This is a genomic window from Halorussus marinus (assembly GCF_004521895.1).
GTDB lineage: Archaea > Halobacteriota > Halobacteria > Halobacteriales > Haladaptataceae > Halorussus > Halorussus marinus.
The window spans coordinates 431,434-444,673 of record NZ_SBIR01000001.1 but is presented as its reverse complement, the minus strand read 5'-3'; the positions used below and the strand labels follow the sequence as shown (position 1 = coordinate 444,673).

The 13,240-nt window shown below is 66.0% G+C and carries 15 protein-coding genes and 1 tRNA gene; 4 read left to right on the top strand and 12 right to left on the bottom strand.

Annotation, left to right across the window (positions count from 1 at the left end; all coding sequences use genetic code 11):
- The 9 genes from EPL04_RS02210 to EPL04_RS18575 all read right to left on the bottom strand — a co-directional run.
- The coding region (locus EPL04_RS02210; RefSeq protein WP_167599394.1) for a DUF7827 domain-containing protein at positions 1-2,021 on the bottom strand (2,021 nt) is incomplete at its 3' end.
- Between the two features lie 886 nt (positions 2,022-2,907).
- Complete coding sequence (locus tag EPL04_RS02205) at positions 2,908-3,168, bottom strand: hypothetical protein (protein WP_134668986.1); 261 nt, start codon at positions 3,166-3,168, stop codon at positions 2,908-2,910.
- Between the two features lie 185 nt (positions 3,169-3,353).
- Complete coding sequence (locus tag EPL04_RS02200) at positions 3,354-3,683, bottom strand: hypothetical protein (RefSeq protein ID WP_134668985.1); 330 nt, start codon at positions 3,681-3,683, stop codon at positions 3,354-3,356.
- Positions 3,680-4,387 (bottom strand): hypothetical protein, encoded by a 708-nt coding sequence (locus EPL04_RS02195; protein WP_134668983.1) that lies wholly within the window; start codon positions 4,385-4,387, stop codon positions 3,680-3,682. The genes EPL04_RS02200 and EPL04_RS02195 overlap by 4 nt, the downstream gene beginning before the upstream one ends.
- The gene (locus EPL04_RS02190) at positions 4,374-4,691 is read right to left on the bottom strand and encodes a hypothetical protein (protein ID WP_134668981.1); all 318 of its coding nucleotides are present in this window, start codon (positions 4,689-4,691) and stop codon (positions 4,374-4,376) included. Before EPL04_RS02190 ends, EPL04_RS02195 begins: the two co-directional genes overlap by 14 nt.
- A gap of 313 nt (positions 4,692-5,004) precedes the next feature.
- Positions 5,005-5,379 carry a hypothetical protein gene (locus EPL04_RS02185; protein ID WP_134668980.1) on the bottom strand — a complete coding sequence of 125 codons (375 nt, stop codon included), beginning with the start codon at positions 5,377-5,379 and terminating at the stop codon, positions 5,005-5,007.
- Positions 5,379-6,044: a hypothetical protein gene (locus EPL04_RS02180; RefSeq protein ID WP_134668978.1), complete on the bottom strand. Its 666-nt coding sequence runs from the start codon at positions 6,042-6,044 to the stop codon at positions 5,379-5,381. Before EPL04_RS02180 ends, EPL04_RS02185 begins: the two co-directional genes overlap by 1 nt.
- A 141-nt stretch (positions 6,045-6,185) precedes the next feature.
- The gene (locus EPL04_RS02175; RefSeq protein WP_134668976.1) at positions 6,186-6,629 is read right to left on the bottom strand and encodes a hypothetical protein; all 444 of its coding nucleotides are present in this window, start codon (positions 6,627-6,629) and stop codon (positions 6,186-6,188) included.
- Between the two features lie 532 nt (positions 6,630-7,161).
- A tRNA-Met gene (locus EPL04_RS18575) sits at positions 7,162-7,312 on the bottom strand.
- 141 nt (positions 7,313-7,453) lie between these two features.
- Between EPL04_RS18575 and EPL04_RS02170 the strand changes: the two genes are divergently transcribed.
- Positions 7,454-8,692, top strand: a complete 1,239-nt coding sequence (locus tag EPL04_RS02170) for a DUF7115 domain-containing protein (protein ID WP_134668974.1) — start codon at positions 7,454-7,456, stop codon at positions 8,690-8,692.
- Here EPL04_RS02170 and EPL04_RS02165 read toward each other — a convergent pair.
- Together EPL04_RS02165 and EPL04_RS02160 are read right to left on the bottom strand one after the other, a co-directional pair.
- Positions 8,676-9,062 (bottom strand): DUF5830 family protein, encoded by a 387-nt coding sequence (locus EPL04_RS02165; RefSeq protein WP_134668972.1) that lies wholly within the window; start codon positions 9,060-9,062, stop codon positions 8,676-8,678. The genes EPL04_RS02170 and EPL04_RS02165 overlap by 17 nt on opposite strands.
- A 55-nt stretch (positions 9,063-9,117) precedes the next feature.
- Positions 9,118-9,873 (bottom strand): DUF2797 domain-containing protein, encoded by a 756-nt coding sequence (locus EPL04_RS02160; RefSeq protein WP_134668971.1) that lies wholly within the window; start codon positions 9,871-9,873, stop codon positions 9,118-9,120.
- A gap of 112 nt (positions 9,874-9,985) precedes the next feature.
- Between EPL04_RS02160 and EPL04_RS02155 the strand changes: the two genes are divergently transcribed.
- Complete coding sequence (locus EPL04_RS02155; protein ID WP_134668969.1) at positions 9,986-10,318, top strand: BsuPI-related putative proteinase inhibitor; 333 nt, start codon at positions 9,986-9,988, stop codon at positions 10,316-10,318.
- On the opposite strand, the gene EPL04_RS02150 is transcribed toward EPL04_RS02155, so the two are convergent.
- The gene (locus EPL04_RS02150; protein WP_134668967.1) at positions 10,315-11,253 is read right to left on the bottom strand and encodes an NAD-dependent epimerase/dehydratase family protein; all 939 of its coding nucleotides are present in this window, start codon (positions 11,251-11,253) and stop codon (positions 10,315-10,317) included. The two genes, EPL04_RS02155 and EPL04_RS02150, sit on opposite strands and share 4 nt — an antisense overlap.
- 90 nt (positions 11,254-11,343) lie before the next feature.
- Between EPL04_RS02150 and EPL04_RS02145 the strand changes: the two genes are divergently transcribed.
- Both EPL04_RS02145 and EPL04_RS02140 read left to right on the top strand, forming a co-directional pair.
- Positions 11,344-11,904, top strand: a complete 561-nt coding sequence (locus EPL04_RS02145; protein ID WP_134668965.1) for a tRNA (cytidine(56)-2'-O)-methyltransferase — start codon at positions 11,344-11,346, stop codon at positions 11,902-11,904.
- Positions 11,905-11,973: 69 nt separating this feature from the next.
- On the top strand, positions 11,974-13,230 hold the full coding sequence (locus tag EPL04_RS02140) for a DNA double-strand break repair nuclease NurA (protein WP_134668963.1): 1,257 nt from the start codon (positions 11,974-11,976) through the stop codon (positions 13,228-13,230).
- Positions 13,231-13,240 lie beyond the last annotated feature (10 nt).

The window sequence follows — 13,240 nt, the reverse complement described above, 5'->3', positions numbered from 1 at the left end:
CTCGAGTTCAGGCCAGTGATTTCGATGTTCTGCTCGGCCACTTCGAAGTCAGCCGACGCATTCTGCGTACTCGTGTACGCATCGTTGCCCTTGAACACCTTCATCTCTGCGTTGTAGTTGGCGTCTGCGCTCAGACCGTTGTTGCCGGTCTGGAACGCGTAGTACACCGTGTTGTTCTCTGCATCGTAGTATGCAGTGTCAACGTCGTCGTAGTCGTAGGCGGTCGCGACCGCGTTCGGACCCGTGTTCGTCTCCGTCACGTTCAGGAAGACGTTGCTGTTCCGAAGTTCGTTACCGCTGTTGTCGGTTGCGATCGTGTCAGGGCCGGCACGCTCACCGTAGCCGAACGGTGCCTCGATACTGTCGTTGAGGTAGCCGTGGATACCGGAGACCTGCGCTTCGACGACCACTGCGTCACCCTGCGCGATGGTGTCAGTGCTACTGACGCCGTCAAGCAGTTCAGCGGTTTCGTCGCTGTCAGGCAGGCTACCCTCGTAGACCCATGTGTTCACGCCGTCGACCGACGGCCGGTCGATGCTCAGGATTTTCTTCGCGTCACGTTCGTCGTCCTCCGTTGCGACGACCAGGTTGTACGACCCACCGGCCGAAATCGGACTGGTGAGCGCGTTACCGTTCGTGGCGTCAACAGGAGTGAGCGGGTCGCCCGTGTAGATGCCCTGATCGCCGTGGCTCGATGCCATCCCGTTGTTGTCGACACTGAACGAGTCAGTGTCACTGACGCTAATGAACTTGCCGACATTCTGAGCGTCCTTGGTCGTCATGGTGTTGACGGAGACAGTCACGTTGCTGTCGTCGTCGTCACCATCGGTGACGGTGAAGTTCGCCAAGAAGTTACTGCTCTGACCGCCGATCTCGACGTATGCCTCGTCGGTGTTCTGGAGGTCGACGGTGAACTCCGCGACGTCACCGCGCTCCTGGTAGAGCGTCGAGCTATCCTCGAAGTCGACGTCAGCGTCACCGGCCGCGGTGACGTTGATCGTGTCAGACGTGTCCTCAATCTCGGTGTTGTTGTGGACCGCACGCACGACGTAGTCGCCAGCGCTGCCGTCCTCAAGGCTGGAGACATTCCCGAGGTCGACGTTCGCGTCACCGGTACCGTCGAAGGAATCGACGACGCGTCGGAGCGGGTTGTCGTCCTCGAAGTCCGCGCCTTCCTCGTAGAGCTCCGCGTAGAAGTCTTCTCCAAACGCCGCGGACGAGACTTCTGCGGTGATGTTGTCTTCGGTCGTCACGTTGAGGTCGTCCGCCTCAACGTTCATGTTCAGCTCGTTGACCGTCAGACGAGTCTCCGTACTAGTGTCGATACCGCTTCCACTGTCCGGAGCGTTTTGGGGTTCAGCGTCGTCGTAGGTGATGACGTAGTCGCCTTCGAGATCGGAAGTGTCGAAGTCGACAGCGTCACCGGGGCTGGTCGAGAAGCGGTCGACCGAGTCCCAGCCGTTGTTACCGTCAGATTCGTAGATCGTGATGACGGTGTCCTTACCTTCCTGGAAGGTCAGCGTCTCACCTGCGTACGCCGTCACACTGTCATCGCTCGAGCCAACTGTGTCGGTCGGCAGCTCAATGGTCTTGTACGCGACCGTGTACGAGTTGCTACCGAGCGAGATCTGGTGACGGATCCGGCTGTCTTCCTCGACATCGTCACTGCTTGCGTCGAGGGTCAAGGGAATCTGAACCATGCCGTTGTTGACATTACCGTCAACGGTAACGGTAACCGTGTCACCATCTACGCTAATGTCATTCTGGATGTTCGTAGCAGGACCGTCACTATAGTCCCCACTGACATCGATATTAGCATCGTTCGTTTCGCTAATATCGATAGTGATTTCGTCGTTATTGGCGTTGACGCCAGTAAGAGTGATTGTATGGTCGATACCGGTCAGGGTTCCCTGACTAAGATCTACGGTGTGTCCTTCACTGACGTTCGCACTGGATGCCTGCTGTGCGCTTGCAGACAGCGGAACCATCGCGAACACGGACATCACCATCAGCGCAGTCATGAAGACTGCACGAACTTTTGTTGTTGTCGTTGTCATTTTTTGCTTGTTGTTTCGGTGACAGGGTCTTTGTGCTGCGTTCCCGGAATGGGGCGGCAACATTACTCGAACACCTGTCGGGTAGGGGTACGGTCAGAAATAGTGAATTACTTATTAAGTATCTTGTGTTATTACTCCCATATTCAAAACAGGTAACTCAGTAATGTATTCCATATAGTAAGTGTTATATCACCTGTATGGAAAACATCAATTGCACGCCACAATCAGGTTTGGTTGGTTGAAGCCCTCTGGCGTGACTCACCATGGGTGGGGACTTCGCGCCGGCACACGGCGTGAAGCCATGGTTTTCTGTACCACCTACACCCGCTCGCTTACCGACGAGGTCCGCGTCTCGAAGTCGCCAAGCACATCGCCTGGACTCAACCACGTCCCTAGGTGCAAGACCGCCTCCGCCGGGACTGCTCGATATCCTGGATCTCCGTCCGACCCCCTGAGCCGGCAACCCCTCCAACGATAAGTGGTGGACGAGCGACAACCCGGCGTCAATCTTCGGCATTGTAACCTCTTCCTCCCACTGTGGATCCTGGATCCGCTGGATTACATAGAGCGCGGCCTGATCGCACGTCCGGTTCGTAGTCAGCGACGACACTGTCCGCACGATTGTGTCCGGGTCTGCCCCCGCATCGGCCGCAGTATAGCTTCCTGTTGGCTTGTACTCGTAGTCGATCTCGTAGACCACGCCGTCACTCATCGCATCACCCGACAGTACCTTGATCCGGCCGTCGCTCCGGTCAAGTTCGTAGTCGACACCATGCTCGAACCGCGTCCCCGAGCTCGGCTCGCGAACCCTCTCCTTGCCCGGTACGAGTTCGCTCTAGTCAAGCGCAACCTAGGTGTCGTGCTGGCTCATGAACTCTTCACACCACGGCTGGGCGCCGCGGTCGTCCGCGCGGTCGTCGCGACCGCATAGACGGTCGGCCTCCGCAGCCGCGTCGGCGGCCTCCTCGACAGTCAGCTCGTCGATGTCCGCGTCGCTCGCCTGGACGTAGACCCGGCTAGCGACTTTCGGGAACCACGCGGCTCGCCACCCCTGCCAGGCGTAGTAGGCGCTATCGGTCTCTCGCTCGGGGCGTAGTTTGACGACGAACACGGAATCGGTGCCGTCCTCAGGGTCGAGACACTTCTCCTCAGCGAGCTCCGGGGGAAGGTAGAGGACATCGACGGCCTTCCCGGCGGTACGGTCGAGCGCCTCAGCGATGGCGTCTGCCTCCTAGAGGTCGAGATGGTCGTCGCTGACGAGGTCGTGGTAGCCCTCGATGGGGATGACCTCCGCCATCAGCTCGACACCTCCTCACGCGGGCGCGCTGGCCCAGTTCCCTGCGGGATGTAGTCGACGGCGCCGCACTGGGGGCACGTCACCCGGACCTCGTTCGCGTGGTCGATGATCCGCGAGTCGGGTTCGGTGCTCTCTCCGCCGCAGCTCGGGCACGTCCACGCTTCGGCAAACTGGCTGTCGCGGTGATGCCGGACCTCGATTTCGACGGCCTCGCGGACGTCCTCGGCCCGGGGTTCGACCGGACGCTCCTCGGCGTGTCGGCGCACACGCGCGAGCATCGCGTTCTCGCTGGCGGCCTTCTCCAGGATGGCTTCGAGGTCTTCACTCATTGCCGACCACCACCCTTCGGCCGGTAGACCTCGCGAACATGCTCTCCGTAGAGGTCGAGAGCGACGAGTACCGTGCGCATCCGCCCGACGGAGAGTTCGAGTGCGTCGGCGACGTCGCCGAGCTTCGCCATTCCGTGGGCCTGCCGGTGCTCGTCGACTGCGTCCTCGACGTCCTCGGGGGTGAGGCGGTCCGGGAGCTTGACATCGACGTCCATGGTACTCCCGTCGTCAGAGTCTGTCTCGGCGTCGGAGTCACAGGCCTCGCACAGCGACCAGCCGTCACCGAGAACCTCCGGCTGTTTCCGGAACCACATGTCGTTCATGCTCGCGTACTGGCAGGCCGGCTGGCCGGGGTTGTCCGGGTCCGGGCGGTGAGAGACATCCCCTCTGTTCGTCGTCGTCCCGCATATCAGAACGTAGTCCTCTTCGATGACTGCGAGGTGCTGGACGTCGCCGCGTTTCTCGCAGCGCTCCTCGTCCTCGAATGTGTAAAGTTCGACCCGCGCAGGGTCGGGGATGCTGCTGTACTCGAGGTCGTACTCGATATCGGTGGACTTGAGCCGGATGGTGTGCGTCCACCAGCCGTCGGCGAACGGAGTCTCCCACTCGACGAGGTCGTCAGCGTCGATGACGTCGAGCGGCGTACTCCAACGGTAGGAGTCGATGGCGAGGTCGGTGCATCGACGCGGCTCACGCGTGACCACCCTCTTTCGCGAACGACTCGAAGTCACTCGGCAGGTCGTCTGAGACGCCGAAGCTACCGGTGATCTCGACGCGCGCAGCAGTGTGGTCGATGGTGTGGAGCTCGAACCCGAAGAGGTCGACCCGGCCGTGGGTCGCGACCGTGATGGCTTCCTGGAGCGCTTGCCGGAGTTCGTCGTCGACATCGTGGCTGTTCCAGAAGTGGTGGCTCTCGCCGTAGTCGAGGCCGACGGCTTCAACGAGGACCTGGACGCGGTCGTCCCCGCTCGGGAAATCGAACGTGACCTCGGGCCCGTACGTCCTCACGCGTCATCACCATCCGCGCTGGTGAGTTGGCCTTTAAGACACGCGATTTCGCGCTGGAGCTTCGCCGCGATGAGTTGCGCGCCGGCGTCGAGCCGCGGCGGCTCGTAACTGGTCTTCCCGACGCGGCGGCCGTTCCCGCGGTCTTCAGCGTGGAAGATGGCGCGGGCGAGCGCCGGCGCTATCGTGTGAGCTCGCGGGTCCTCAAAGTAGTGTTCGGCCGGCGTTCGTCGTTGAGAGCGTCCTGGAGGGCGTCGCGCTCGCGAGCGGCGTCGCCCTGGTAGCCGCCGTGCCGGGAAAGTTGTATGAACGCCTCTCAGTTCGTCACGGGAGCGTCGATGGCCTGCAGGTAGGCGGTGACCGCTTGCTCAACGCGCTGCTTGTCCATGTCCTGAACGAAGTCGGGTTCCTCGTCGATGACGATGTTCGTCCCCATCCGGAGGCCGGGGACGTGCGCGAAGTTGTGGGTCGCGAAGACGAGGTCGAGGTCGCCGTGCTCGCGCTTCGGCCGGAAGGATTCCCACTGACGGATGGCCGGGCATTTCGCGGGTTCGCCGTCGTCGAAGTCGCCTTCGTCCTCGTCGTAGGTGGTCGACGAACCCTCGCAGCACGGGAGCGTCGTGCTCTGGTCGTTGTTGTCCTCGAGGCGGCGGTAGACGAACGAGAAGGGGAGGCCGCGGCCGTCACACATCACTCGATCCACTCGCTGGCGGGCATCCCGTCCATGGTGAGCGGCGTGTAGTCGATGTCCTCGCCATCTTCGGGCGGGTCGTAGTCTCCGGCAGCGACCGGGCACGCCTCGTGGCGGGACTGCAGGACGAAGGAGTCGACGTCGGCGTCCGCGGCGGCCTCGATGGCTTCGTCGCGAGCGTCGCGAGTCGCCTGCAGGTGGATGACGGGCCGGCCGCCGGTGATGCCGTTGAGCGAGGTGTCGCTGTTCCACGCAGTGGTCGCGACGGTGTGGCTTTTCCCGAGCGAGGTCGGGGCGTCGACGACGGCGGTGTCCTCGTTGCGCATGACCTCGGTGATCGTCGCGAAGAGCTGGTCGCGAGCTTCCCGCGTGCTGGGCCAGTCGAGGCTGCGTTTCTTCGCGGTGCGCTTGCGCTCGTGGTAGGAGAGGTGTTCGAGTTGCCCGACCGGCAGGGAGCTGACGGGGTGGCTCTCGACATCATCGCCGGCGTTGAGGCCGTCCTCGAGGAGCCCCGGGAGGTCCTCGTCGTCGCGAGCAGCGCTGCGGTCAAGCTTGGGGATGTTGAATCCGAGTTCGCGGAGGTGCTCGACGCCCTTCCACCACGTCTCACCCCGAGATGGGGCGGCGTTGCGGTGGCTCGTCTCGCCGACGTCAATCGCGGCCATGGTCACCGGGCCGCCGTAGCCACCTTCGTCGCCGGTGTCCTGCCAGATCTGGTCGTCGACGATGTTTGCTGTCCCGTTCGAGTTCCGTCCCCACGTCGGGGCGAACGCGCGCTTGCCCTCGCTGGTGCTGGCGTCATCGTTTCAGCGATGGACAATGATGCGGTCGGCGACGCGGCGGGCGTCGAGCCGGTCGAGCGCCGCGAAGATGTCGCGGATATCGTCGGTGGTTTCGGTCGCGGACATTGCCTCGGGCTCGTAGTTGTCGAGGTCGTAGTCCTCGCGAGCGGTCGAGACGTTTGGCCGGTCATCGGTGACCTGGTCGTTGGCCTCGGGGAGTGGTTCGAGGACGTCGGCGTTCCACTCGTGGACCTCTGTGGAGGTACCGGGGACGTGCTCGCCGGTCATCACGCAGACGCGCTTGCCGGGGTAGATCTCGATGCTGGGGAGATCATCGTTCGCACCCCAGGGTTCGTCGTCAAGCTGCCAGGCAGCCTGTTTCACTCCGTCGGGGAGTTCTCCGGGGTAGATGGCGTGCGCGCCGGCGCCGGACTGGGAGACGTCGGCGTAGGTCAGTCCGAGGTCCACCGTGGGCTCGGGGTCGGGGTTGGCACGATTGTTGGTATCGTCTGGGTCGACGCCGGCGCTGTCGCTCTCGTCGGCAGTGTTGAACTGCAGGTCGAGATTCGAGGCGAGAGGGTCGTCGACGGCTTCGACGTCATCGGTCGCGCGCAGCGCGGTTCCGAACTCGCGTTCGGTCCAGCCGTTCGCGACTGCCGTCTCCTTGAGTTCATCCCGAGGGACGGGGCGCCTTCGTCGAGGTTGAGGAAGCCGCGGGTTTCCCAGAAGAGGGCGCCCCAGTCGAGGTTCGGGACGTCGCTCACGCCGACCACCCCACGCTACGGGCCGAGGTCTCGTCAACGTCAACGAGGTCCTTGCCGCATTCGCCGCAGCGGTAGTCCCCAGACTCGAAGGGCGTTCCGCAACAGGGGCAGCCCCCGCTCACGCCGACTACCCCCTGGTTTCCGCTGTAGTGGGTACGGTCGTTATCGCAGGATGCAGTTCACGGTAGGCACCCCTCCCAGCATAGTTATTTTGAGCACCTTAAGGATTGGAATTATGCCCGGGGAGGGCTCCGAACCCTCGATCTCCGCATGTCCCAGGTTCGAGGCTCGGCAGTCCTCGGCGGACATGGGGAGGCTTCCAAGGCCTGAGCACCGAATCTCAGAACCCTATGAGTGCGGCGCTATGTCCAGCTAAGCCACCCGGGCTCGGTTCGAGGTAGGCGAGAGGAACTCTTTAAACTTCTCATCTGGACCGGATTCGTCACCGCGAGGCACGGTGATTTCGCGCGCGTTCGACCCGACGTGCCACCCGGCGGATTTAAGCCGGGAGGCTAATCATACCTGAGCATGAGCGTTCCCGGTATCGTGCAGTCGAAGCTCGACGGCGAACAGATCGCGGCCCAGGTGCCGCTCGGCGGCGAGGACGGACTCTACGTGACGCGGACTCGAACGCTCGTCTATCGAGCCGACGGGCTGCTCAGCGACGAGTCGGTCGAAGAGTACCCCCACGACGCAGAGCGCATCGAGATCTCGGAGGGGCGGCGCAAGTCGGCCATCACCCTCGACTTCGGCATCGAGGGCGAACAGCGGTTCAAAGTGCCGACCAGCCGACTCTACGAGGCGCTCCATCCGGTACTCGCGGGCGTGTTGAACGCCGCGGGCGTGACGGGCGCCGACGAGACCGTCACCCAGACCTACCAGTTCAGCGAGCTCACGCTCGTGATCACCAGCGAGCGCGTCGTCAAGCACGTCGGCGCGGCCGTCTGGGACGAGGACTACGAGGAGTATCACTTCGGCGACGTGACCGCGCTCGACGTCGAGGAGGGCAACGTCTCCTCCCAGATCATCGTCGAGAGCGAGGGCCGGCCCCAGCGGATCAAGACGCCGAGCGACCAGACCCGCGAAGTGCGCGAGCGCATCGAGCGCGCGCTGCTGGAGTACCACGGCGCGAGCTCGTACGAGGAGTTCGCTCGCGAGCACGCAGACCCCGAGGACCGCGCCGACCCGGCGGCGGGCGCCGACGCCGAGGCGAGCCCCGAGACCGACGACGAACCGGCCGATCCGCTCGCCGGCGGCGTCGACCCGATCGAGGCGAACCCGCCGGAGCTCGACGACGACGGTGCGATCATCGAGGACGACGCGGGCGTGACCACCGACGAGCGACCGGGCGACGGCGGGGAGGCGGTCGCCGAGCCCGCGCCCGCCGAGCAGTCGGGCGGCGCGTCGGACGGGCCCGAGACGTCGGGCGCCGCCGACTCGGTGGCGGCCGGCGAGCCGATCACGAGCAACGAGCCACCGGCGGCCGACGAACCGGCCGCGACCGGGACCGACGGCGCGCAGACCGGGACCGACAATGCGGCCGCGGCCGCCGACGGGGACGGGGACGGGGACGACGCCTCGAACGGTGAGTCGGCCGACGGGTTCGCCGACTCGGGGTTCGAGCCCGCCAGCTCCGAGCTCGAAGCCGACGACACCGCGGCGCAGTTGGAGGCGCTCACCGAGGCCGTCGAGCGCCAGAACGAACTGCTGGCCGAACAGCAACGGACCCTCGAAACCCTCATCGAGGAGCTCAGTCGCGGCCGGTGACCTTCCGGATGCACTCGGGACCGAACGCGCCGTGTTCGGCGGCGTCGAGCTTCATGAAGTAGCCCGTCGAGATGCTCGCGCCACAGCGCCGACACGAGAACTCCCCCTCCTTGGTGACGATTTCGCTCTGGAAGCTGAGGTAGCCGCCGCTCGGCCGCACGACGCCGTCCTCGCGCTCGATGACGCCGCGCTTCTCGGCGGCGTCCAGAATCTCGCGCGTGGTCGCCGGATGGGTCGTCACCGTCTCGATCCGGTCGACCGCCTCCGCGACCGTGAGCTCGGGGTGTTCGAGCTTCGAGAGGAGTTCGACGCCCACTTCGACGGGGTCGGCGTCGGCGTCGGCATCGCCGGCCTCGGCGTCTTCGACCATCGCTACGAGTTCGCTCGCGGGGCGGATTAAAGCTTGCGCGAGGCCGGGCGGCCGCTCAGAACGCCCCCAGACTCGACTGGCGGTCCCGATCGTCGGCCTCCGGCCGGACCGCGTGGCCGACCAGTTCGCGCATGTCGACCGCGTAGGTCGTGTCGCCCCGCGCCAACACGAGCACTCGACCCTGTACGCCCACCACGGTGCCGGTCGCCAGCGTCTCCGGGACGGCGCCCGAGTCGAGGTCGAAGCCGTAGTCGAACGCGAACGTCGCCTCGTGGTCGAACTCCGCGAGCGTCGCCGACCACGCCCGGTCGTCGACCGCGCGGTGGAGCCCGGCGACCTTATCGGGGACGCGCACCCGATCGGTGTAGGTCTCGGCGATCCGGGCCTCGATCTCGCGGGCGATCCGGCCGTTCGAGACCGTCCGGAGGTGGGCGGCCCGATCCGCCCCCTGTTCGCGGAGCCGGGTCCGGAGCCGCCACTCGCGGGTCACGCCGATCTTGAACGTCGCGGGCGCGAACGCCGCGAGGTAGACGGCGTGGTCCTCGTGGCAGTCCATCTCGTCTTTGAGACAGGTGCCGGTACACCGGGCACAGACCCACGTCGAGGTGTGGGCCTCGCAGTACGGCGCCCCGTCGCGGTCGCACGGGTAGTGGTCGGCGCCGTCGAGCGCGCCCGCACACCGACGCTCGCCCAGCGCGTAGGCGAGGTCCTCGCCGGGTCGTAGGGGCTCGCGCCGGACGCGCCCGTCTTCGGCGACGAGCAACGCCGGCCGGCGATCCTCGCGCTCGGTCTCGTAGCCCACGATCTGCACGAATCCGGCTACGCGCTCGGCGAGTAAAAGGCGTGCCGTTCGGTGCGGGCCAGCCGACCCGACCGCGGGCCGGCACGGAAGCGTTTTCACGCCGGGGTCACCACGCCGAACTATGGCCCTACGGAGCACCGTGACCGCGTCGGTCGCAGACGGCCGCGTGGCGTTCGACTACGAGGTCGAGAACGCGGGCGAGCCCGTCGAACTGACGTTCCGAAGCGGCCTCTCGGCCGACTTCGCGGTGTTCGAGGACGGCGAGGAGCGCTGGCGGGCGAGCGACGGCCGACTGTTCACGCAGGCGCTACGCACCGAGACGCTCGCCGCCGGCGAGCGCCGGGAGTTCTCGGACGCGTGGGAGGACCCCGACCCGGGCGCGTACGCGGTGGTCGCCCAACTGAACGCGACCGGGACCGACGCCGAGGCCCGCGCCGAGTTCTCGGTCGCCTAGGATTGCTCGCGGAGCTCCGCGAGCAACTGGCGGGCCGCCCGACGGACCGACTCGTCGCTCGACGTCGACGGCGTCCACCCGAGCGCCGAGAGCTTCTCGATCGAGAGCCGCATCTTCGGCACGTCGCCGGTCCACCCGCGGTCGCCGCCGGTGTACTCGTAGTCGGGGTCCAGCCCCATCTCGTCGGCGACGATGTCGGCGATGGCGTTGACCGAGGTGGTGGTCCGGGTGCCGAGGTTGTAGATGTTGAGAGGCTCGTCGGCGTGCTCGACGACGTGGCACATCGCGTCGACACACTCCTCGACGTGGAGGTAGGACTTCTCCTGGCGGCCGTCGCCGAGGATCGTCAGGCGCTCGGGGTCGTCGAGGAGCTTCTCGATGAAGTCGGGGACGACGTTGCCCCGCTGGTGGGGTCCGACGATGTTGGCGAACCGGTAGACCCACGCCTGCATCCCGTACGAGTGAGCGTACGTCGAGACCAGCCCCTCGTCGGCGAGCTTGCTCGACCCGTAGATGCTGATGGGTTCGAGCGGGGCGTAGTCCTCGGGCGTCGGCATCGGGGCCTCGCCGTAGACGGTCGAGGAGGACGTGAACGCGATCCTGTCGACGCCGACCTCGTCCATGCGTTCGAGGACGTTGTAGGTCATCGCGCCGTTCTCCTCGAACAGCCGGCGGTCGTCGTCGTAGTTGGTGTCGGTGTAGGCCGCGAAGTGAAAGACCATGTCGACGTCGTCGGTGATTACCTCGGCGACGTCGTCGGAGTCTGTCATATCGGCCACGACGAGTTCGGCGCCGTCGGGCACCCGATCGGCGTCGCCCTTCGAGAGGTCGTCGGCGACCAGCACGTCGTTGTCCGGCGCGAGCGCGGCGGCGAGGTGCGAGCCGACGAGCCCGGCCCCGCCGGTGATCACGACCCGCCTGTCGGAGAGTTGCATGACCGAACTTGGACCGGTTGCGCCAAAGTGCTTTCCGGTCGCGCGCCGCGTTCCGAAACCCCCTAACCCGCCGGCCCCCGATGGGCGCCCATGCAAGGCGAACCCGAGGTCGCGGTCCTCCGGCTGGGTCACCGGCCGGGCCGCGACGAGCGGATGACGACCCACGTCGGGCTGACCGCCCGCGCGCTCGGCGCCGACCGCGCCGTTCTGGCGGGCGACGCGAGCAAGTCCGTCGATACGATCGCGGACATCACCGACCGGTTCGGCGGCCCGTTCGCGGTCGAACTCACCGAGAGCCCCCGGCGGGTCCTCCGCGAGTGGGACGGGAAAGTCGTCCACCTTACGATGTACGGCGAGCGCGTACAGGACGTCGAAGGCGCGATTCGGCGCGCCCACCGCGGGGGCGACGGCGGGGTCGGCGAACCGATCCTGACGGTCGTCGGCTCCCAGAAGGTGTCGTTCGACGTGTACGAGGCCGCCGACTGGAACGTCGGTGTGACCAACCAACCCCACTCGGAGGTCGCGGGACTCGCGGTGTTCCTCGACCGGCTGTTCGACGGCCGGGAGCTCGATCGGGAGTGGGTCGGCGCCGACCGCCGAGTGGTCCCCGAGGAGACGGGCAAGACCGTGGTGGCGACCGACGAGGAGTGAGCCGGGCCGACCCCCGGAGGCGCCGACCGAACCCCGCCCTTTTTCGCGCTCGGCCGGGACGTGATTCGCATGACCCTCGACCCGGTGCACTTCGACGGCATCGCGGGGTTGGCCGACCGCATCGACTACGACGCCGAGGACGCTGACCACCGGGAGTCGGCCGAGACCGTCTGGCGGGAGTACCTCGACCCGCTGTACGGCGACGACGGCCCGATCATAGAGCCCCTCACCGAGCTCCGGCGCCGGCGGGTGAACGCCGAGGAGGTCGCGCTCGAAGCCGAGCCGTTCGGGACGACCCACGGTCTGGACGCCGGGACGCTCAACCCGAAGGTGTTCAAGAACGGGCTGGTGGTCGACGTGGCTCACGCCGCGATGAGCGCGACGCCGTCGGACCTCGACCTCCACGACCGCCGGACGGTGGTGAAGGCCGTCCACTCCAACGACACCTCCACCGACTTCGAGACCGAGTGGGAGCCCTACGACGACGGGAGCCGGCGCCGGATCGTCCACACGAATTTGCCCCGAAACCAGTACGAGGAGGACGTGGTTCACGCCCTCGCGCTCTATCTGGCCGAGAGCACCCACGCGATCGACCACGCCGATCGGGTCGCGGAGTTCCTGTTGCTCGACGGGCCCCTCTACCCCAAGGGCGTCCTCCGGTGGTACTACCGGAGCTCGGTGCTCACCGACCTGTTCGAGGAGTCGCCCCACGTCGGTCGGATCCTCGACAACTACGTCGAACTGGTCGAGACGTTCGTCGATCGGGAGGTTCCGCTCGCGGGCTTCGTCAAGAACGTCTCCTCGAAGTCGATCGTCCGGACGCTGAAGCGCCGGACCGAGTTCGGCCCGGTGCCGTGGGCCCACGACGCGGGGCTGTTCGCGCAGTTGCTCGAACGCCGCGAGCGCGTCGGCGGCGAGTTCGAGCGGCTCACCGACGAACTGACGCTGACCAACTGGTTCGTCTCGACGGCGGGGATGGACGCGTTTTTCGGCGACCCGGATCGGGGCCTCCTCGATCGGTCCCTCGACCCCGATCAGTACCGAGTCACCTTCTGCGTGGTCTACGATCCCCGCCGGGACCTGATCTTCAAGATCGAGGCCCCCTACGCGTTCACCGCCGACGCCGAGACCCGCGAGCGGATCGAGCGCCAGATCCTCGGGGAGATCGCGCTCCGGCGCGGTCCGCCGGGCGCCGTCTCGAAGGCCGACGAGCTGGCCGCCATCGACCGCGGGAGCGCCGAGTCGCTGGTCGCCGCCTTCGAGAGCTCGCTCGATACCGAACTCGACGACAACTACAACGCGGTTCGGTGGGGCCGGGACTACTAGCGACGGCGGT